A 19,770-nucleotide genomic window follows, 5' to 3' on the forward strand; every position below is an offset into this window, starting at 1 on the left:
GGCGTGCGGACCCCGGCCGCGGTCACTGCCGCCTGAACCGCCTTCTGCGGGCCGCCACCAGGAAGGCCGTGCCTCCGGCGACGAGCGCCCCGCCGAGGATCAGCAGCATCGGCAGGAGCGGAATCCCGGTCGAGGCCAGCGAATCCGTGTCCGTCGCGTCCGAGGCGGGCGGATGGGCCGCCGGGGGAGCCGGGTTCGGGCTCGTGCCCGGCGGCGCCGACGACGTGGGCGGACCCGGCGGCAACGGAAGATAGACACCGGCGTCGATGGTGTGGTCGACCCCGCCCGCCTCGGCGGGAGCGGTCACCGGCGCGTAGCCGTTGCAGAGCCGTCCGGACTTCGGCGGCACGACGTTCGAATCGTGCGCCCGGTCCGGTCCGGCGGTCGGGAGCGTGAACCGCAGATCGGTCGCCGGCGGTGTCCCGGGCACGTTGTCCGTCGCCGCGGTGCAGACGTCGAACTGCACGGTGTACTTCTCGCCCGGCTTCAGCTGGTATTCCGCGCCGACGCCGCCGAAGTAGTACTCGCCCGCCTTGTCGGTCCGGGTGCTGGCGACCTTCGCGCCGTCGGCGTCCAGCAGGTTGACCGTCGCCTTGGCGAGCGGGACCTCGTCGGTGCGGTTCGGGTCCTGGACGCCGTTGTGGTCGCCGTCGAACCACACGAGGTTGCCGATCTGGATCGGCGCGTTCGCCGCCTGGTAGGCGATGTCGCCGAGGCCGCCCGCCTTGCCGAAGCTGTTCGCCGGGCCCACGAACGCGTACCCGTGCTTCGGATTGTCCTGCCCCGGCCCGATGCCGGAGTCGACGTCGTAGTAGCCGACGCCGTCGGAGCTGACGTACTGCGCCGGGTCCATCTGGGTGCTGATCACCCATTGCTGCTGCGGGACGTAGGCGACCGACCCCTGCGAGGACTCCTGGTGCACGCCGTTGCCGGACCGGTTCGGATCGTAGAAGTCGCCCGGGAAGTACTCGACGACGCCGGGCGGTTCGTGGCCGTTCGTCTCGGGCTTGCCGTGGTTCGGGCAGGCCCCGGTGCCTTCCCAGTCGTATCCGCCGCCGGGCGCCGCGCACGCCATGGTGATGTCGCCGCCGGACATCCCGGTCCGGACCGTGTCGTCGGTGGGCCGCGGGTCTTTGCCGGAGCCGAAGACGTCCATGAACCGGTCGCGGAAGCCGAGGATCATCGAGCCGTCGCGGGTGAACGCCAGGCTCGCCAGTTCCGGCTGCGGGTTGATCCCCGCGCCCTTCCGGATGAACTTGTCCCACGAGGAGAACGAGGTGTCCCAGGGGTTCCAGTGGTCCATGCTGTCGTCCGGGTCCGGGACCGTGATGACGTAGCCGCGCCGGTAGTCGAGGCCGTGGGTGAGGACCGGGGTGAATTTCGCGCCGTCGTAGGTGTAGACCACGGCCTTCAAATCCTCGCGCCGCTTAGTGCTTTCCGCCGAGCAGACGCCGCCGACGTACAGTTTCGCGTCGTGCGCGGCGACCGCGAACGGCCGCCAGTCGTTGGGCACGGCACAATCCGGGGCCGGGATCGGGACGGTCTTGCCCGGTTTCGCGGTGGCTCCGGTCGCGTCGAAACTGAGCAGGCTCCGGGTCGCCAGGCTCACCGCGTACAGCGTTTTGCCGTCCTCGGTGAGCGCGATCCCGCCGAGGCTTTCTTTTCCGGGGACGTCCACGAAGTGCTGGTCTTTGAGCATGTCGACCTTGCCGTGCGCGGTGACCTCGGCATCCGGCACTTTCGCGAACAATGTGGGCGCGCCGCCGCCGAGCGGCGTGGTGTAAATAGCGCCGCCGCCTTCGGGGCCGTAGGTGGTGAAGCGTTTCGCGAACGCCGCCTGGAAAATGCGGTCGCGGTATTTGTCGTAGGCCAAGCCCCACGTGGTGCCGACCTGGGCCTGGGTGTTCAGCACGGTCGGGCAGGCCGAGTCGGCCGGGCAGGTGCCGCGGAGACTGCGGTCGAAAGCGACCAGCGCGCGGCTGTTCGGATCGGGCGCGCTGCCGTCGCTGTTCACCGCCGGGCTTTGCACCGGAACGTAATACCGGGCGTCGGGCGGAGTGTGGTCGGCCGGGTTCCAGACGCCGGTGATCACCGAAACGTCTTTGCCTTCCCGCAGATCCACGAACGTCGTGAAACTGTCGAAGTGGTTTTTCTCCGTCGACGCGGGCGCGGCCCGCAAATACGCGCGATACGGATCCGGAACGGAAACGTCGACGCGGTACCGGCCGCCGGCGAGCGGGGCGGCCGGGTCCACCACGACCTTGCCCGCCGCGTCGGTGCGGCCGCGCACCTGATGCCCGGCGGGGTCGGTGACCAGCACGGACATGCCCGGCTGCGGGGTGTCCATGGCGGCGTTGACGATGCCGGTGCCGAAGAAATCGCGGAGCACCTGGACGGTCAAGGTGCCGTCCTCGGCGGCAGTGGCGGTGCTGGTGGTCACCGTCATCGTGCTGCCGCCCAGCATCAGGACAGCGGCGGCGGCGCGCGCCAGCCTGAATCTGCCACTCGTTCTTCTGCCACCTCGGGTCATGACTGCGGGATCTCCGTTCTCTGCGCGGAATATTCGCGCGGCGTGGCGCAAAGCTGTAACAGTGAACCAGAAAAAGGTCAGTCCGGGTACGGCACCGGGACACACGGACCGGGTGAATCGAAAACCCTGCTACGGTCACTCGCTGTGCTGGGAAAACGGATCGCGCGCCGGTGGATCGTCGTCGCCGCGGCAGTGACAGTCGCGCTCGGCGCGGGAATATTCTGGTATGCCGCCGCGGGTTCCCCGGATTCCGGCCCGCGCGCGGTCACCGCGGACGAGGCGAGCCGGCTCGCGATCGCGCGATTCCGCAATTACCAGAAACAAGGCCGCGCGGTGACGATCAGTGTCCCCGGCGCGGCGGGCGAACTCGTGATCACCGGTTCGGCCGATTACCGCGCCAAGTCCGGTTACGGAGTGCTGAAAGGCAAGGGGCGCAACGACTCCGGCAATGGTCTGATCCGGTGGACCGCCAGCCGGATCGAACTCCGCCCGCTGGCTGTCGTCCCGGATTTCCCTCCGGAGAAACCGCCTTCGGACGGCTGGTTCGGCCGCCCGCTCAACCCGTCCGCGGGCGCACTCGACCGCGCATTGGCGATTCTTCTCGGCCTCGGCAGCGACCGGCCGGACAACGCGCAATTGCTGCCGCAGAACGGTGCCGAATGGGTAGCGGCCGATCAGGTGAACGGACATCCGGTCGACGTCTTCACCGGCCCGGATTCGCGCGACCGCCCCGGCAGCGCAGGAAAAGTTCGGTACTGGCTCGACGCGGACGGCGTCATGTACCGGGTGCAGGCCGCGATCCCGGGAGAAACGGATCCGGTCGTCATTTCCTTCGACACGCACGAATTCACCGCGGTGCCTTCTGTTCGGTGAGGTTTTCTTCGAGTGCGGTGTTGTCGCGGGTTGGGCGATTCCTTAAGCGGCGGCCACGGACGCGCGGTCGGCCAGCAACGACGCCGCTGGTGCTTGGATTTTCGCGACGTCCGGAAACTCCGGCACTGCCGGGACGACCGTGGGTCCAGCCGTGCGCGCGTCCGGAAACTGCGGCTGCAACGGCGGCGCCGCGACCTCGGTAAACGGAATTCCCGCGGGCGGTTTCGCCCTCGTCCACATCCCCGAGGGCGAGGCGGCGGCCGCGGGACAAGCGGCGCTGGTCGGCAGTCCCTCCGGAATCGTGTGCAGCGGCCCGGAATCAACGCAGTTTCCGCTGCCCTTGGTCGCGCCGGGGAACGTCCAGCCGACGTCGAGGCCGTTCGCCGCGAAGACGTCGCCGACGATCCGGTTGCCGTTCGGCGGAATGTCCTGGGTCGCGGTGAGGACGACCCCGGCGTTCGGGTTCCCGGCGATCCGGTTGCGCAGCACCTGGTTGCCGCTGCCGCCGTCGATGCCGATCCCGATGCCCCAGCCGCCGTCGGCCTGCTCCGGCGTCGCCGCCTGCCCGTTGGCCGCGACCAGGTTGCCCGCGAGCACGGAATCCTGCTGCGGCAACAGCTTCTCCTGGTGATCGGAGTTGCTGGTGGCCCCGACCCGGTTCCCGCTGAACCGGTTCCCGACGACGTACATCTCGCCGCTGGCGTTCGTCCCCTCGTACCCGACCGCGTTGAGTTCCGCGACGTTGTCCCGCACCACCGTCCGGCACGGTTTGCATTGGCCGACATAGATTCCGGAATCAGCGCCGCCGGACGCGTAGGACTGCTCGATCACTCCATTCTGCGCGGAAAACGCATAGATTCCGTAGAGCCCGTTGCGGGTCGCGGTGACGTGCGAGACCAGGAACGAACTGAGGAAACGGATCGGCTCGTCCCCGGTGTCGTACCCGCCGCCGTGGCCCGGCAGCCCGTCGGCGGCTTTACCCGAACCGGTCACGAGCACGCCGTTCTGCGTGTGATTCCGGACGGTCAGATTCTCGACGGCGACGCCCGGCGCGGACACGACGACGCCGTTGTCCCGCTTCAGCTGCCCGTCGACGACCACTTTTTCCCGCACTTCGCCGCGCAGCGTGACCCTCGGCGTCGTGATTTTCACCGTTTCGTGGTACTCGCCGGGCGCGACGAGCACGAGATCTCCCGCCTGAGCCAGGGAAACCGCGGCGGAAATGGTCGGCGCGTCGGCCGGAACGCGGATCGTGACACCCGCCCCGTCCGGCCGGTGCCCCTCGGCGGAGGAAGAACCACAACCGCTGACCAGCGCGGCGGACAGCCCCAGGATCGCCACCATGGCGAGAAAACGCATGCGCCCAGTCTGGCATGAGCGCCGGTTTCCGTTGGGGTGATTGTCAGCCGGGGCGGCGGTCGGGCGCTTGGTTGGGGTTGTGCTGCGCGGGCGCGGGGGAGTGGGGTGCGCTGGCGGCCGGGTGCGGGATCGGGTGTTGTTCGGCCGGAGTCGCGGGAAATGCGGAGACGGGCGTGATGAGGGGGGCGGCAGTTGAGCGCGGGGAACGGATGGTGCGTTGGCGAGGTCGCGGGTGGTGGGGGACTGGCGATGAGGTCGTCGGTTGAGCGCCGGGTGCTGCGGGATTCGCGGGTGCTGGGGTTGGCGGTTCAGCGCGGAGTGCTGCGGGATTCGCGGTGTGCTGGGACTGGAGATGGGGGGGTCGGTTGAGTGCGGGGGGATTCGTGGGTGCGGGGGAGGGAGTGGTGGGGGTCGGCGGTCGGGTGCGGGCGTGCGTCCTGCGCTGCCGGAGTCGCGGCGCGTGCGGGATCGGGGGTTGCGAGTTGGGGCGGGCGCCGCGCTGCCGGACTCGCCTACTTCCGCCGTTGATGCAGCAGCGGCATGCGGTTCATCTCGGGGTAGCGGACTCTGCCGGGACTCTCGTCGCGGGTCGCGAGCGGTGCGCCACCTCGCCGGGCTGCCGAGCAAACACCCGTTTGCCGAGCCGAATTCGCCTGCCGCATCGGGATCTGTCACGCTGCCCGTCGTGAATTCCGCTGAGCGCCGCCCTTCCCGGCGGGCTTTTCTCGGGGCGGCGGTGACCGCCGGACTCGCCGCCGGGTGTCATGCGGCTCCCGTGTCCGACGTCGAGAACCGGTCCGGTCCGATTGTGCCTACCGGGGCGCATCAAGCCGGGATCATCGCGCCGCAGCAGCCGCAATCGCATCTTTTGGTCGTCAGTGCGGAGGTTTCCGTTGCACCAGGGCCACTTCTCGCCGGATTGGGGCGGCAGATCCTGGCTGCGACTGCGGGGAAGGACGAGCGGCTGCTGGGCTTGCCCGCGGGCGACCTGACCGTGACGGTCGGGGTCGGGCCGAGGCTGGTCCGGGCCGTGGATCCGCATCTGCCGGGCGCACAAGACCTCCCTCCGGCCGCGCGCGAGGAGATTGCTCCGGCCGACCGCGGCGGGGATTTGCTGCTTCAGATCTGCGCGAGCGACCCGTTGGTCCCGCCGATCGTCGCGGCTGCGCTCCTGGCGACGCCGGGCGTGCGCGAGCGCTGGCGGCAATCCGGCGCGCGCGGACCGCACATCCCGGTCTCGGAGGGGCAGACCGCGCCGCGGAACGTCTTGGGGTTTGTCGACGGGATCGTCGGCCCGCGCACGCCGGTCGAGCAGCAGCGGGATCTGTGGATCGCCGGACCGGCGCCGGTGGCTGGCGGCACGATCGCGGTCGTCCGGCGGATGGTTCTCGATGTGGCGCGGTTCGCGGCGTTGCCGGTCGCGGAGCAGGAAGCCGTGTTCGGCCGCCGGAGGGACACCGGGGTTCCGCTGTCGGGCGGGGCCATCGGGGACGGGCCGGAGCTGGGCGCGAAAACGCCGGACGGCCGTTATCTCGTCCCCGCCGGCGCTCATATCCGCCGGGCGCACGCGAACGTCGTGGGCGCGGGGCTCATGCTGCGCCGCAGTTACAGCATGGACGCGCCGGCACCCGGCCTGCTGTTCGTGAGCTTCCAGAACGATCTGCACACGTTCACCGCGACGCTGGCGAGCATGGAGGCGGCGGACGAGCTGCTGCCGTTCACGACCACCACCGCGAGCGGGGCCTTCCTGGTCCTTCCCGGCTTCGACGAACACCGGCCGCTGGGGTCGACCTTGTTCCCGGCGTGAAGCACGGGCGACACGGAAAAGCCCTGCCTCTCCGAGGAGAAGGCAGGGCTTCCGGACAACGCTGGTGCGCGATACTGGGATTGAACCAGTGACCTCTTCCGTGTCAGGGAAGCGCTCTCCCGCTGAGCTAATCGCGCGAGGTGGAGACGGGATTCGAACCCGTGTACACGGCTTTGCAGGCCGTTGCCTCGCCTCTCGGCCACTCCACCGCATGGGGCTTGAGCCCTCCGAGCGGACGACGGGATTCGAACCCGCGACCCTCACCTTGGCAAGGTGATGCGCTACCAGCTGCGCTACGTCCGCACTACCTCGGGTCCGAGGCGGTGCCGGTATTCCGGTCCGCACCCCGTCGCCGTGGTGTGAAGAAACCATATCGGACCCCGGCAACCGTCCTGGCACCGGGGGGTTGTTGGCCCGCTCGCGGGCCGGTGATCAGGCCAGATCGTTCGGGATCAGGTGGGTGAGCGCGTCGTCGACGTCGACCCACAGGTGCTCGTTGCCCGGCAGCACGACGTCGTACGTGCGGTCGAGGAAATCGGCCAGCTCCTGCGCGGACGCCTCGAACATGGCGTGCCCGGACGGCGAGTTCAGCTCGATCAGGACCGACTCCGGGTCCTCCACCGAGGGCCGGATGCGGACGTCCCCGTCGCCCGCGTCGGCGAGGAGGCCGTCGGCGAGCAGGTCGCGCGCGTAGACCCATTCGACCCAGCCGGCCCGCCCGGTGCGGAAGGCGGCGACGACGGCATAGGGGTCGCGGGTGTCGTAGCGCAGCTCCACCTTCACCGGAACCGCCGGGGTCCGCGGCGCCAGCAGGTCGAAGACCGCCGTCGAGCGGAGCGTCACGTGATCGTTGCGCATCGTCCTACCCTTCGTCTCCCTTCCCGGCCCGGACGACCGAGGACAACGGTGAGACGCACCAGGAGCCCGGATCCGTCGCGAGTGCGCTCGAGATCACCCGTTCGAGACCGTCTGCCCCGAGGTCCGTCCGGTCCGTCGCCGTCCGTGCCGCGCAGCCTTCAGCGGGCGCCCGGTGGGGAGCCACCAGTACATCTTGCGCGGTTCGGCCGCTGTGCGATAGCACCGTCGCACGGATGTCGCGGACGCCCGCACGCGCCCCCGCCCGGGCAAGGCCTTGGTTAGCTTGGGATTGTTCGGACGGTATTCGCTGGCAGACGCGCTGTAGTCGGATCAAACCACCCGTTTGCAGGCCCCCGAAAGTCGTGGGGTAGACTGGATCCGCACCGCGAGCGGGCGATTAGCTCAGCGGGAGAGCGCTTCGTTCACACCGAAGAGGTCACTGGTTCGATCCCAGTATCGCCCACCAGCAGCATCCGATGGCCTGCCGACGATCTTCGCCGGCAGGCCATCGGCGTCTCCAGGGCTGGCCGCTCCCGTCCGGGCTGACACGTTGCGTCGCGCATGGCGTGCGCGAGAAGACGGTGGGGCCAGCCAGTTCAGGAACCTCTCGTCGAGATCCGGCACTGCCCGTCGGCGCACGTCCGTTCCAGGCGGCCCCGCGAGAGGGTCTGCGCCAGCCCGATCGCCCAGCACGTCGGACATCCGCGCAGGGCCAGCACGCCCGCGGGCAGGAACAGCACGCTCGCCCATCCGAGCACCGGGGCCAGCGCGATCGACGCGGCGATCAGGCCGAATCCGATCGCCCCGCGGGCGAGATGGACGGGCAGGGACTTGCTGGCGAACGACGGTCGGGTGCTCATCGGTCTTCCTCCGGGAGATCCAGGCGGGCGCGCACGGCGGTACGGGCACGGTGCAGGCGCGACTTCATCGCCGCCGTGCTCAGGCCGAGCGACTTGGCGACGGTCTTTCCCGGCAGGCCCTGGATGTCGCGCATGATCAGCACGCCGCGCTGATCGGCGGGCAGCGCGGCGACGGCGGCGGACAGGCGTTCGACCTCGAGCCTGCTCAGCACGTCTTCCTCGGCGGACGGGCCGGCCGCTTCCGGGACCGGCTCGTCGCGCTGCACCAAAGCCCGCGCCCGCCGCAGGCATTCGTTGCGCACGATCCGGAACATCCACGACGCGAGTGCGGCCGTCGCCCGCAGCGTTCCGATCTTGCGGAACAGGACGATCATCGCCTCCTGCGCCGCGTCCTCGGCGTCCTGGCTGCTCGCGCACAACGAGAACGCGAACCGCCGCACGTGCGGGTACGCGCCGGACACCAGCACGGCGACCGACGCCTCGTCGCCGCGCTGCGCCGCCGCCACGAGCTGCTCTGCCGGCCACGGCTCAGCCACGCTTCGACCTTCCGCGCGCTCGCAGGAAAACCACGCAACTGCACACCAGGACCGCCACGACTGCCGCCGCGACAATGATCAGGGTCATCGAGCCTCCTTCGTCGTGCCGGCCTCGTGGCCGCACGTCCATAAGAGCGACCGGCCCGGCGAAAGGATTCGGCCTTCGCCGCACGAGGTTCGGAAGCTGTGCTAATTTAGCCGTGCGCCCCGTATGGGCCTACGCATGGAGGTAGCGGCTAACCAGCCAGCACAGAGATCGGGCTCTCCGTCTCTCGCAGTTCCGCGGATCCGTCGACCGGATCGCTGCGCCATGCCTTGTGCCTGCGGGGTCTTTTCGCGTGCCCTTTTCCTGTGCTCGACTCCTCCTTTCCGAAACTCGAAAGGAATTGTGTGAGCAACGATTTTCACCGCCGGCTGATCGCCGAGTTCCGGGCGAACCGCGGCGCACTCGGCGGCATGTTCGAAGGCTGGTCCCTGGCGGTGCTGACGACGACCGGCGCGCGGACCGGCCTGCCCCGCGAGGTGCTCCTCGGCTACCTGGAGATCGAGGGAAACGGAGTGGTCGTAGCCTCGGCGAACGGCGCGGACCGCTATCCCGGCTGGTACCACAACATCCGCCGGAACCCGCTGGTGACCGTCGAGGTGGGCGGCGAGACCTACCAGGCGATGGCGGCCATTCCGCAAGGTGCCGCGTACGAGAAGCTTTTCGCGCAGGTAATCGCGCAGGCTCCGGGTTACGGCGATTACCAGGCGAAGACGACCCGGGAAATTCCGGTGGTTGTTGTGCATCGGATCGACGAGCGCGTCAAAGGAATGGGCGATTGGCTCGTCGAAGTGCACCAATGGTTTCGCGCGGAGTTGCGGGCGTTGCGCGAGCAGGCGGACGACCTGGCCAACGGCCGCGCGACGGCGATCGTCCGGCCGGAACCGGGCCTGGCGCAGGAGATGCGGACCCACTGCCTCAGCTTCTGCACCGCGCTGCGCAGGCATCACGTCGGCGAGGACTCGGTGGTGTTCCCTGCGCTGGCCGAGCAGTTCCCCGCGCTCGCGCCGGTGATCGCGCAGCTCGCCGAGCAGCACCAGGTGGTGGCGCGCCTGCAGGACTCGATCCGGGAACTGGTCGAGAGCTTCGTCCCCGGTGAATCCGACCCGGTGCGGCTGCGTGCGGAGTTGGAGCGGCTCGCCGGTGAGTTGGAGGCGCACTTCGAGTTCGAGGAGCAAGCGGTGGTGACTGCGCTCAATGCCACGGCTGCCGCTCCGCCGACTGCCTGAGCCGAGGCAGCTTCATTCTGGGAGGGGGCGCTCTCCGATTCGGAGGGAGTGAGCCAGGACTCGGCCGGGTGTCCAGTGTGGACTTGATCGCGGTGAGAACACGGCGGCAGTCCGCGAAAAATGTGCGGCGGACGCCCGGCCCGGCAGGTGGAGGGCCTCCTCGGATGGTTCAGACCAGCCGAATGGCCGCAAACCGGGCGGCCCTCCGCATTCCGGAGCGGATTGTGCTGCGGGCAAGGGAAATCGGCGGGTCGGCGGAGAGCTTGTGCCCGAACGGCGGTTGGGGCCGGGCGCATGCTCGGGTGATGACCCGCGCGGGGGAGCTGATTTGGCTGCGGGCTCGCTGGGCCGTTCGGTGTAGGTAGTGGGAAACTTGACTACAGCGGGTAATTTCCGTTGCCGGGTGAGCGTGACCCATCGTGACATCCCCGTTATCTTCCCGGTGCTTCCTGACGGGAAAGACTCGCAGGCCGTGGCTGGAAAATCTCTGTAACACCGCTCGCTGACCACCCGATACCTTGGCGAGTGTCACACCTTCGGCGACGTGGAGCCGGACCGTCTCGTGATCACCGGTTGTGATCATCGGCCCTGACTCAGCGTGCCGGTGGCGATCAGGTCCGGGGAGCTTGCGCAGCGCGGGAGGACTGATGGAAGAACCGGTGCGGTCATGGCCCGCGGACAGCGTCGGGCTGCCGCGGGTCGACCTCAGGGCGGTTCCCGCGCCGCCGGTCGACGTGGCGGTGCCGCCGCCCGGCCGGGTCGCGGAAGACCGGCTCGACTCCGCCGCCGAGCACCGGCTGGAGCCTGTCGGCAAGCACCGGCTCGACCCCGCCGCCGAGGACCGCGTGGATCCCGCCGCGGAAGACCGGCTCGATCCCGTCCCGGCGTCCTCGCCGGAAGAAGGCGATCCGCCGAAAACGCACGCCGCGGAGTGGGAGAAACGCTACCGCCGGACGGTCATCGCGTCGGATCTCGTCGCGGCGTGCGTGGTGATCGCGATCAGCGCCTTCGTCATCGACCGGCTGGCGCCGCACGACATGCACGCGTTCGGCACCGCGTTCGCGATCCTCTGCGCCCTTCCGGCCAGCCGGGCCTGGAGTGCCCGGGTGCTGGGGGAGGGTCCCGAGGAGTACCGCACGCTGGGTCGGGCGCTGATCACTGCGGCGGTCTTGGTCGCGTTCGGCGGACTGCTGTTCGGCGCGCTCGAAGTGCAGCCCTGGGTGTTTTTCGTAGTCCCCGCTGTCGCCTTAGTGCTGTTTCCCCAGCGATACGTGCTCCGCCAGATCTTGCACCGGAGACGGCGGCGCGGGCTGTGCCTGCTGCCGGTCATGGCGGCGGGCAGCGCGGAAACGGTCGCGGACCTGATCAAGCGGACGCGGACCGAAGCGCACGTCGGATGGCGGGTCGAGGCGGTCTGCACGTCCACCGGGCACGGGGAGATCGACGGGGTTCCGGTCGTCGGGCGGCTGGAGGAGCTGTCCCGGCACGTGCGCCGCGGCGGGTACCGGGTCGTCGCCATCACAGCCGACCAGTACTGGAATCCCGAGCGGCTGCAGCGGCTCGCCTGGGATCTCGAAGGCACCTCGTCGGAAATGGTCGTCGCGCCGGTGCTGATGGAGGTCGCCGGGCCGCGGCTGAACGTCAGCGGAGTCCTGGGCATGCCGCTGCTTCGGGTGACCGCGCCCGCGTTCACCGGCGGGCGCCGGTTGGTCAAAGAGGTCGTCGACCGCTGCGGCGCGACCTTGCTGCTGGCGCTGTTCTCCCCGGTGCTGCTGGCGATCGCGGTGGCGGTGAAGGCGGGCGACCGCGGTCCGGTGGTCTACCGGCAGCGGCGCATCGGCAAGGACGGCGAAGCGTTCACCATGCTCAAATTCCGCACCATGGTCGTGAACGCGCACCTCATCCGGCGCGACCTGGAGAACGCGAACGAAGGCGCAGGGCCGCTTTTCAAAATGAAGAAGGACCCGCGGGTCACCAAGGTCGGCGGGCTGCTGCGCCGGTACTCGCTCGACGAGCTGCCGCAGCTGTTCAACGTCGTCTCCGGGCGGATGTCGCTGGTCGGGCCCCGGCCGCCGCTGCCGGAGGAGACGGCGACGTACGCTCCGGCCGCGCGCCGCAGGCTGCTGGTGAAGCCGGGGCTGACCGGGCTGTGGCAGGTGAGCGGGCGCAGCGACCTTTCCTGGGACGAGAGCATCCGGCTCGACCTGCGCTACGTCGAGGACTGGTCGCTGGCACTGGACCTGGTGATCCTCTGGAAGACCTTCCGCGCGGTCCTCGCCGGGCAGGGCGCCTACTGACCTGCGAAGATCGTTCCTTCCGCGGCCGCCGGCCCCGTAACGGGCCGGCGGCCTTCCTGTGCGCTGAGTCACAACCGGGCCGTGAGCGAAATAGTCAAGCGTTCAACCATGTTGGTGCCGTGCGTAGGCGACAGCACGGAAGGAACGCCGAACCGATGACTACTTTCGCAGAGTCCCAGCAGCTGCAGGTGCCCGCCGAGGTGCAGGACCTGCTGTTCCGCGAGGCGCGCACGGCCAACAGCTTCAGCTCGGAGCCGGTGACCGACGAGCAGGTCCGCGCGATCTACGACCTCGTCAAGTGGGCCCCGACCTCGATGAACACCCAGCCGCTGCGCGCGCTGGTGATCCGCAGCGACGAGGCCAAGCAGCGCCTGCTGCCGCACATGGCCGAGGGCAACCGCGCGAAGACCGAGGCCGCGCCGCTGACCGTGATCCTCGCCGCGGACGTCGACTTCCACGAGAACATCCCGCAGACCTTCCCGCACAACCCCGGGGTGAAGGACATGTTCGCCGAGGAGTCCGGCCGCGTCGAGTTCTCCAAGCTGAACTCGCTGCTGCAGGTCGGCTACTTCATCATCGGCGTGCGCGCCGCCGGGCTGGCCGCGGGCCCGATGACCGGCTTCGACGCCGCGGGCGTCGACAAGGAGTTCTTCTCCGGCAACAACTGGCGTTCGCTCGTCGCGGTGAACATCGGCAAGCCGGGCGAGAACCCGTGGTTCGACCGCCTGCCGCGGCTCGACTTCGACCAGGTCGTCGACACTCTCTGACCCTTCCCGCGCCGCCGGGAGGCCGCCCCGCACGCCCGGGGCGGCCTCTCGGCGTCCAGGGGCAGTGTTGGCTGACGGCGGTCGAATCCGCGAACCCGCCGACGGCTAGCATCAGCGGAAGCCGTTTCAGTCACATCTCCCAAAGGAGTCCGATCGTGTCCCAACCGTCGTCAGCTGCCGCCGTACCCGCCCCGCGCGTGGTGGTGCCGGCGGGCACTACGGCGGGCGCCGCGGTGCGCGAAGCCGGGCTGCCCACCAAGGGCCCGGACACGATCGTCGTCGTCCGCGACGCTGAAGGGAAGCTGCGCGACCTCGCGTGGGCGCCGGAAGCCGAAGCCCAGGTCGAGGCCGTCGCGGCGAACACCGAGGACGGCCGCAGCGTGATCCGGCACTCCGCCGCGCACGTGCTCGCCCAGGCCGTGCAGCAGGAATTCCCGGACGCCAAGCTCGGCATCGGCCCGCCGGTGCGCGACGGCTTCTACTACGACTTCGCCGTCGAAAAGCCGTTCACGCCCGAGGATCTGCAGAAGCTCGAGAAGCGGATGAAGCAGATCGTCAAGGGCGCGCAGCAGTTCTCGCGCCGCGTGTTCGCCTCCGCCGACGAGGCCAAAGAGGAACTGGCGAACGAGCCGTTCAAGCTCGAGCTGGTGGACCTCAAGTCCGATGTGGACGCTGTGGACACCAGCGAGGTCATGGAGGTGGACAGTTCCTCCTCTGGCGAGCTGACCATCTACGACAACCTCGACCCGCGCACCAAGGAACGCGTGTGGAGCGACCTCTGCCGCGGCCCGCACGTGCCCACCACCAAGTTCATCCCGGCCTTCAAGCTCACCCGGGTGGCCGCCGCGTACTGGCGCGGCAACGAGAAAAACCCGCAGCTGCAACGGATCTACGGCACCGCGTGGGAATCGGCCGAGGCGCAGGACGCCCACCTCGAGCGCATCGCCGAGGCCGAGCGCCGCGACCACCGCAAGCTCGGCGCGGAGCTGGACCTGTTCTCCTTCCCCGAGGAGATCGGCTCCGGCCTGCCGGTGTTCCACCCCAAGGGCGGCATCATCCGCCGCGAACTGGAGAACTACTCGCGCCGCCGCCACGAGGAGGCCGGCTACGAGTTCGTGAACACGCCGCACATCTCCAAGGGCGACCTGTTCCACACCTCCGGGCACCTCCCGTACTACGCGGACACCATGTTCCCGCCGGTGCAGTTCGAGGAAGAGGACTACTACCTCAAGGCCATGAACTGCCCGATGCACAACCTGATCTTCCGCTCGCGCGGGCGGTCCTACCGCGAACTGCCGCTGCGGCTGTTCGAATTCGGCACCGTCTACCGCTACGAGAAGTCCGGCGTCGTGCACGGCCTCACCCGCGTGCGCGGCCTGACGATGGACGATTCGCACATCTACTGCACCAAGGAGCAGATGCCGTCCGAGCTGCGGTCGCTGCTCAAGTTCGTGCTGGACCTGCTGGCCGACTACGGCCTGTCCGACTTCTACCTCGAACTGTCCACCCGGGGCGACTCGGACAAGTTCATCGGCGAGGACTGGGAGTGGGAGGAGGCCACCGAGACGCTGCGCCAAGCCGCCGTCGACTCCGGCCTCGAGCTGGTGCCGGACCCGGGCGGCGCGGCCTTCTACGGCCCGAAGATCTCGGTGCAGGCGAAGGACGCCATCGGCCGCACCTGGCAGATGTCGACCATCCAGCTCGACTTCAACCAGAACAAGCGGTTCGGCCTCGAGTACACCGCGTCCGACGGCAGCCGCCAGCGGCCGATCATGATCCACCGCGCGCTGTTCGGCTCGATCGAGCGGTTCTTCGGCGTGCTGACCGAGCACTACGCGGGCGCGTTCCCGGCGTGGCTGTCGCCGGTGCAGACGGTCGCCATCCCGATCACCGCCGACCAGGTCGAGTACCTGCGCGGCGTGGAGAAGGCGTTGCGCGCCAAGGGGATCCGCGTCGAGGTCGACGCGAGCGACGACCGGATGCAGAAGAAGATCCGCACGCACACCACGCAGAAGGTGCCGTTCCTGCTGCTGGCCGGCGCGAAGGACGCGGAGGCGGGCGCGGTGTCGTTCCGGTTCCGCGACGGCGGCCAGATCAACGGGATCCCGGTGGACCAGGCGGTCGACGCGATCGCCGAGTGGGTCGAGCGCCGGGAGAACGCGTCGCCGTCGGCCGAGGCCGTGGAGAAGATCCTGAAGTGACCGAGCCGGAACTCGTCGAACAGGACGGGGTCGGGGTCCCGGACGCGCTGCAGCGGCTGTGGACCCCGCACCGGATGGCCTACATCCGCGGCCAGGACAAGCCCGAGGGCGAGGAGTCCGACGGCTGCCCGTTCTGCCGCCTGCCCGGTCTCGGCGACGACAAGCGCGCGCTGATCGTCGCCCGCGGCGAAACCGTGTTCGCGGTGCTGAACCTGTACCCGTACAACCCGGGGCACCTGATGGTGGTCCCGTACCGGCACGTCGCGGGCTACCCGGACCTGACGCCCGAGGAGACGCGCGAGCTGGCCGAGTTCACCCAGCACGCGATGGGCGTCATCCGGGCGGTCTCGGCGGCGCACGGGTTCAACATCGGGATGAACCAGGGCGTGATCGCCGGGGCGGGCATCGCCGCGCACCTGCACCAGCACCTGGTGCCGCGCTGGGGCGGCGACGCGAACTTCATGCCGGTGATCGGGCACACGAAGGTGCTGCCGCAGCTGCTCGGCGAAACCCGCGACCTGCTCGCGGGCGCGTGGTGAGGCCCGTCGCGCGGCGGTAATTGAGTGCTCAACCAGCGTATGATGACGATATGTCCGAACCACGCTGGCTGACCGACGAAGAGCAGCGGGTCTGGCGCGCCTACGCCCAGGCCAGTTCGCTGCTGCACGCACACCTCGAGGGACAGCTGCAGCACGAGTCGGGCATGCCGCACACGTACTACGAGGTGCTCGTCGCGCTGTCCGAAGCGGAGGGACGGCGGCTGCGGATGAGCGAGCTCGCGTCGGTGCGCGGTTCGTCGCGCAGCAGGCTGTCGCACGCTGTGGCGCGGCTGGAGGCGAAGGGCTGGGTCCAGCGCGAGTCGTGCCCGACGGACAAGCGCGGGTCGTGGGCGGTGCTCACCGACTCCGGGTTCGCCGCGCTGGAGGAAGCCGCGCCGGGGCACGTCGAGGCGGTCCGGGAGACGCTGTTCGACCAGCTGAGCGCCGAGCAGGTGCGTCAGCTGGGCGAGATTTCCGAGGCGATCCTGGCCGGGCTGCGGCCCAAGTGCCAGGCCGTCCGGGAGGCCGAGGAGGCGGCGGAATCGGCCGCGCCGCTCGCCGAACTGCCGAAATCCGGCTGACGTTCCGGCGGGTCGCGGGCGGGCGGGTCCGGTTCGGACAGCGGGGTCGATAGGCTTTCGTCGCCCACCCGCCCCCGAATCAGGTGCACAGACGAGGAAGATGCTCAACATTTTCGCCCGTGCCTCGGTCTCCCGTGTGACGGACCCGATCGGCGCCGCCCTGGTCCGCGCCGGACTGACCCCGAACGCGATGACCGTGCTCGGCACCGCGGGCGCCGTCGCGTGCGCGCTGGCGTTCTTCCCGCAGGGGATGCTGCTGTGGGGCACGTTCACCGTGTGGGGCTTCGCCATGCTCGACCTGCTCGACGGCGCGATGGCCCGCGCCCGCGGGTACGGCACGCCCTTCGGCGCGGTGCTCGACGCGACGTGCGACCGGCTGGTCGACGGCGCGCTGTTCGCCGCGATCGCGTGGTGGTGCTTCGTCCAGGACCACAACAACCGGGCCGCGGCCGCCGCGCTCATCTGCCTCGTGCTGGCCCAGGTCATTTCCTACGTCAAGGCGCGCGCCGAAGCGTCCGGCCTCGAAGCCGACGGCGGGCTGGTGGAACGCGCGGAGCGGCTCATCATCGCCCTCGTCGGCACCGGCCTGCACGGCTTGGGCGTGCCCTACACCGTCGAGATCACGCTGTGGCTGCTCGCCGTGCTGTCGGTGGTCACGCTGCTGCAGCGGGCCGCGGCGGTGGCGAGCGCGGCGCGGGCGGCCGCGGCGAAACAGGCCGACTCATCGGCAGGCGGGGCGCAACCGTGAGCACACTGTCCCAGCGGCTCAGCGAGTTCGGCTACGCGACGGGCTGGCGGTTCGTCCGGCGGGTGCCGAAGTCGTTCGGGTCGGCGACCTTCGCCTTCGGCGCCGACATGGCCGCGCGGCGCGGCGGCGGGGGAGTGCGGCAGTTGCGCGCCAACCTCGCGCGCGTCGTGCCGCAGGCAGGCGAAGCGGAGCTGGACGAGCTGGTGCGGCGCGCGATGCGGTCGTACGCGCGGTACTGGTTCGAGACGTTCCGGCTCCCGGCGATGGACCACGCGGCGGTCGCGAAGCAGGTGACGGTGACCGGCGCGGAGAACATCGACGCCGCGCTCGCCGAGGGCAACGGCGCGGTGATGACGCTGCCGCACAGCGGAAACTGGGACATCGCCGGAGTCTGGCTCGCGAGCTACGCGGGCACCTTCACCACCGTCGCGGAACGGCTCAAGCCCGAATCGCTGTACCGCCGGTTCGTGGAGTTCCGGGAATCGCTCGGCTTCGAGATCGTGCCGCTGACCGGCGACAGCGCGGCCATGCGGCTGTTGCTGCGGCGGCTGCGCGAGAACAAGGTGGTGGTCCTGCTCGGGGACCGGGACCTGACGTCGTCCGGGATCCCGGTGCGGTTCTTCGGCGAGCAGACGCACCTGCCGCCCGGCCCGGCGCGGCTCGCCGCCACCACCGGCGCCGCGCTGCTGCCGACCGGCTGCTGGTTCACCGAGGACGGCTGGGAGATCCGGATCCACCCGCGCATCCGCGTCACCCAGCGGGCCGAGGTGCCCGCCGCGACGCAGGCGCTGGCCGACGTGTTCGCCGGCGACATCGCCGCGCATCCGGCCGACTGGCACATGCTGCAGCCGTTCTGGCCCGCCGACGCGGCGGCGACGGCGCTGGAAGAAGCGAGCTGACCCGGGTGGCGCGCGGGTTGAAGATCGGGATCGTGTGCCCGTACTCGTTCGACGTTCCGGGCGGGGTCCAGGGGCACGTGATCGACCTGGCGAGGGCGCTGCTCGAACGCGGGCACCGGGTGTCGGTGCTGGCTCCGGCGGACGAGGACGCGCAGCTGCCGGATTTCGTGCACCCGGCGGGCAAAGCACTGGGGATTCCGTACAACGGCTCGGTCGCGCGGCTGCAGTTCGGGCCGGTTTCCTACGCCCGGGTGCGGCGGTGGATCCGGGACAACGGCTTCGACGTGCTGCACCTGCACGAACCGGCCGCGCCGAGTCTGTCGCTGCTGGCGCTGAAGGTCGCGGACGGCCCGATCGTGGCCACCTTCCACACCGCGACGACGCGCTCGCGGACGCTGGCGGCGTTCCAGCCGGTGCTGCGTCCGCTGCTGGAGAAGATCACCGCGCGGATCGCGGTGTCGGCGCTGGCCCGGCGGGTGCAGGTGGAGCACGCGGGCGGTGACGCGGTCGAGATCCCGAACGGCGTGGACGTCGAGTTCTTCTCCCGCGCCCTGCCGCTGGACGGCTACCCGCGCGCGGGCGGGACGATCGGGTTCGTCGGCCGGTTCACCGAACCGCGCAAGGGCATGGACGTGCTGCTGGAGGCCGCGCGGCGGTTGCTGCCGGAGTTCGAGGACCTGCGGCTGCTCGTGGTCGGCCGCGGCGAGCCGGACCAGCTGCGGCGGATGGCCGGGCCGCAGCTGTGGCCGCACATCGAGCTGCTGGGCCAGGTCGACGACGAGACGAAGGCGCGTGCGCTGCGCAGCGTGGACGTCTACTGCGCGCCCAACACCGGCGGCGAGAGCTTCGGGATGATCCTCACCGAGGCGATGGCCGCGGGCACCGCGGTGCTGGCGAGCGGCCTCGACTCGTTCCGCCGCGTCCTCGACGACGGCCGCGCCGGCATGCTCACCACGACCGGCGACCCGGCCTCCCTGGCCGACGGCCTGCGCGAACTCCTGGGCGACCCGGCGCACCGCGCGTCGCTCGCCGCCGCGGCGGGCGAGCGGGTGACCGCGTACGACTGGGGGGTCGTGGTCACCCAGGTGCTGCGGGTGTACGAGACGGCCATCGCGGCGGATCCCCGGCTGGTCGCGGCGGGGGAGCGGGAGCTCGCGTGACGGTGCTGGTGTGGCTGCTCGTGGCGGCGGCCGCGATCGTGGTGCTCGGCGGGCTGTTCCTGGTCGCGACCGCGAACCGGCTCGACCGCCTGCACGTCCGGACCGACGCGGGCTGGGCCGCTCTGGAAGCCGCTCTCGCGCGCCGAGCCGTGGTTGCCCGAGCCGTCGCCGCGGTCCTGCACGACGGCGCGGATCTGCACGCCGCGGCCGCTCGCGCCGAGGCTGCCGCGCGGCCGGACCGCGAGGCCGCGGAGAACGAACTGACGCTGGTCCTGGCCCCGATCGACCGGTCCCGGCTGCCGGTCGTGCTCGCCGAGGAACTGACCGACGCCGAACACCGGGTCGTCATCGCCCGCCGCGTGCACAACGACGCCGTGCGGGACACGCTGGCGCTGCGGCGGCGCCGGAAGGTGCGGTACTTCAAGCTCGCCGGGACCGCGCCGCTGCCGGAGTACTTCGAATTCGCCGAGCCGGACCTCTGAG

The 19,770-nt window shown here is 70.2% G+C and carries 17 protein-coding genes and 4 tRNA genes; 13 read left to right on the forward strand and 8 right to left on the reverse strand.

The genetic code is table 11. From position 1 onward, the window contains the following. Positions 1-22 precede the first annotated feature (22 nt). Positions 23-2,446: an SdrD B-like domain-containing protein gene (locus tag WA670_RS11765; protein ID WP_336158028.1), complete on the reverse strand. Its 2,424-nt coding sequence runs from the start codon at positions 2,444-2,446 to the stop codon at positions 23-25. A 228-nt stretch (positions 2,447-2,674) separates the two neighbouring features. Between WA670_RS11765 and WA670_RS11770 the strand changes: the two genes are divergently transcribed. Then, positions 2,675-3,403 carry a hypothetical protein gene (locus tag WA670_RS11770; protein ID WP_336157709.1) on the forward strand — a complete coding sequence of 243 codons (729 nt, stop codon included), beginning with the start codon at positions 2,675-2,677 and terminating at the stop codon, positions 3,401-3,403. A gap of 42 nt (positions 3,404-3,445) precedes the next feature. Here the strand turns inward: WA670_RS11770 and WA670_RS11775 are convergent, their stop codons facing one another. Continuing rightward, positions 3,446-4,762, reverse strand: a complete 1,317-nt coding sequence (locus WA670_RS11775; protein WP_051729110.1) for a right-handed parallel beta-helix repeat-containing protein — start codon at positions 4,760-4,762, stop codon at positions 3,446-3,448. A 685-nt stretch (positions 4,763-5,447) separates the two neighbouring features. On the opposite strand from WA670_RS11775, the gene WA670_RS11780 reads away from it, so the two are divergent. Then, a complete protein-coding gene (locus tag WA670_RS11780) occupies positions 5,448-6,569 on the forward strand; it encodes a Dyp-type peroxidase (protein ID WP_336157710.1) in 1,122 nt (373 codons plus the stop codon). A gap of 62 nt (positions 6,570-6,631) precedes the next feature. Here the strand turns inward: WA670_RS11780 and WA670_RS11785 are convergent. From WA670_RS11785 to WA670_RS11800, 4 genes are all read right to left on the reverse strand, one after another. Continuing rightward, positions 6,632-6,706: transfer RNA gene (locus WA670_RS11785), tRNA-Val, on the reverse strand. Between the two features lies 1 nt (position 6,707). Continuing rightward, positions 6,708-6,778 (reverse strand) — tRNA-Cys (locus tag WA670_RS11790). 21 nt (positions 6,779-6,799) lie between these two features. Then, positions 6,800-6,872: transfer RNA gene (locus WA670_RS11795), tRNA-Gly, on the reverse strand. A gap of 129 nt (positions 6,873-7,001) precedes the next feature. Next, positions 7,002-7,427, reverse strand: a complete 426-nt coding sequence (locus WA670_RS11800) for an SsgA family sporulation/cell division regulator (RefSeq protein WP_005159130.1) — start codon at positions 7,425-7,427, stop codon at positions 7,002-7,004. 391 nt (positions 7,428-7,818) lie between these two features. Between WA670_RS11800 and WA670_RS11805 the strand changes: the two genes are divergently transcribed. Continuing rightward, a tRNA-Val gene (locus WA670_RS11805) sits at positions 7,819-7,893 on the forward strand. A 130-nt stretch (positions 7,894-8,023) separates the two neighbouring features. On the opposite strand, the gene WA670_RS11810 is transcribed toward WA670_RS11805, so the two are convergent. Next, the gene (locus WA670_RS11810; RefSeq protein ID WP_037815611.1) at positions 8,024-8,287 is read right to left on the reverse strand and encodes a hypothetical protein; all 264 of its coding nucleotides are present in this window, start codon (positions 8,285-8,287) and stop codon (positions 8,024-8,026) included. After that, entirely contained in the window at positions 8,284-8,823 is a 540-nt protein-coding gene (locus tag WA670_RS11815; protein ID WP_336157711.1) for an RNA polymerase sigma factor, read from the reverse strand. Before WA670_RS11815 ends, WA670_RS11810 begins: the two co-directional genes overlap by 4 nt. Positions 8,824-9,213: 390 nt before the next feature. Here WA670_RS11815 and WA670_RS11820 point away from each other — a divergent pair, with 390 nt between their 5' ends. The 10 genes from WA670_RS11820 (at position 9,214) to WA670_RS11865 (ending at position 19,769) form a co-directional block, all read left to right on the forward strand. Beyond that, a complete protein-coding gene (locus WA670_RS11820) occupies positions 9,214-10,095 on the forward strand; it encodes a nitroreductase/quinone reductase family protein (RefSeq protein ID WP_336157712.1) in 882 nt (293 codons plus the stop codon). Positions 10,096-10,742: 647 nt separating this feature from the next. Next, positions 10,743-12,392, forward strand: coding sequence for a sugar transferase (locus WA670_RS11825; protein ID WP_037815620.1), 1,650 nt, complete (start codon positions 10,743-10,745; stop codon positions 12,390-12,392). Positions 12,393-12,547: 155 nt separating this feature from the next. Beyond that, entirely contained in the window at positions 12,548-13,159 is a 612-nt protein-coding gene (locus WA670_RS11830) for a malonic semialdehyde reductase (RefSeq protein WP_238605733.1), read from the forward strand. A 155-nt stretch (positions 13,160-13,314) separates the two neighbouring features. Continuing rightward, positions 13,315-15,360 (forward strand): threonine--tRNA ligase, encoded by a 2,046-nt coding sequence (gene thrS, locus WA670_RS11835; RefSeq protein WP_336157713.1) that lies wholly within the window; start codon positions 13,315-13,317, stop codon positions 15,358-15,360. Further along, positions 15,357-15,899, forward strand: a complete 543-nt coding sequence (locus WA670_RS11840) for an HIT family protein (RefSeq protein ID WP_336157714.1) — start codon at positions 15,357-15,359, stop codon at positions 15,897-15,899. Before thrS ends, WA670_RS11840 begins: the two co-directional genes overlap by 4 nt. Before the next feature lie 50 nt (positions 15,900-15,949). Next, positions 15,950-16,480: a MarR family winged helix-turn-helix transcriptional regulator gene (locus WA670_RS11845; protein ID WP_275294963.1), complete on the forward strand. Its 531-nt coding sequence runs from the start codon at positions 15,950-15,952 to the stop codon at positions 16,478-16,480. A gap of 100 nt (positions 16,481-16,580) precedes the next feature. Further along, a complete protein-coding gene (gene pgsA, locus WA670_RS11850) occupies positions 16,581-17,228 on the forward strand; it encodes a phosphatidylinositol phosphate synthase (RefSeq protein ID WP_037815631.1) in 648 nt (215 codons plus the stop codon). Continuing rightward, a complete protein-coding gene (locus WA670_RS11855; RefSeq protein ID WP_336157715.1) occupies positions 17,225-18,127 on the forward strand; it encodes a phosphatidylinositol mannoside acyltransferase in 903 nt (300 codons plus the stop codon). Before pgsA ends, WA670_RS11855 begins: the two co-directional genes overlap by 4 nt. 17 nt (positions 18,128-18,144) lie before the next feature. Continuing rightward, the gene (locus WA670_RS11860; protein ID WP_336158029.1) at positions 18,145-19,287 is read left to right on the forward strand and encodes a glycosyltransferase family 4 protein; all 1,143 of its coding nucleotides are present in this window, start codon (positions 18,145-18,147) and stop codon (positions 19,285-19,287) included. Next, positions 19,284-19,769, forward strand: coding sequence for a hypothetical protein (locus tag WA670_RS11865; protein WP_037815634.1), 486 nt, complete (start codon positions 19,284-19,286; stop codon positions 19,767-19,769). Before WA670_RS11860 ends, WA670_RS11865 begins: the two co-directional genes overlap by 4 nt. Position 19,770 lies beyond the last annotated feature (1 nt).

Origin of the sequence: Amycolatopsis sp. VC5-11 (assembly GCF_037034185.1) — a bacterium.
Classification (GTDB): Bacteria; Actinomycetota; Actinomycetes; order Mycobacteriales; family Pseudonocardiaceae; genus Amycolatopsis; species Amycolatopsis nivea.

What these genes read in the sequence shown, in the direction of transcription:
- WA670_RS11765 (WP_336158028.1), bottom strand. Translation starts at nt 2,446, where the DNA reads ATGACGGTGACCACCAGCACCGCCACTGCCGCCGAGGACGGCACCTTG.
- WA670_RS11775 (WP_051729110.1), bottom strand. Translation starts at nt 4,762, where the DNA reads ATGCGTTTTCTCGCCATGGTGGCGATCCTGGGGCTGTCCGCCGCGCTG.
- WA670_RS11800 (WP_005159130.1), bottom strand. Translation starts at nt 7,427, where the DNA reads ATGCGCAACGATCACGTGACGCTCCGCTCGACGGCGGTCTTCGACCTG.
- WA670_RS11810 (WP_037815611.1), bottom strand. Translation starts at nt 8,287, where the DNA reads ATGAGCACCCGACCGTCGTTCGCCAGCAAGTCCCTGCCCGTCCATCTC.
- WA670_RS11825 (WP_037815620.1), top strand. Translation starts at nt 10,743, where the DNA reads ATGGAAGAACCGGTGCGGTCATGGCCCGCGGACAGCGTCGGGCTGCCG.
- WA670_RS11830 (WP_238605733.1), top strand. Translation starts at nt 12,548, where the DNA reads ATGACTACTTTCGCAGAGTCCCAGCAGCTGCAGGTGCCCGCCGAGGTG.
- WA670_RS11845 (WP_275294963.1), top strand. Translation starts at nt 15,950, where the DNA reads ATGTCCGAACCACGCTGGCTGACCGACGAAGAGCAGCGGGTCTGGCGC.
- pgsA (WP_037815631.1), top strand. Translation starts at nt 16,581, where the DNA reads ATGCTCAACATTTTCGCCCGTGCCTCGGTCTCCCGTGTGACGGACCCG.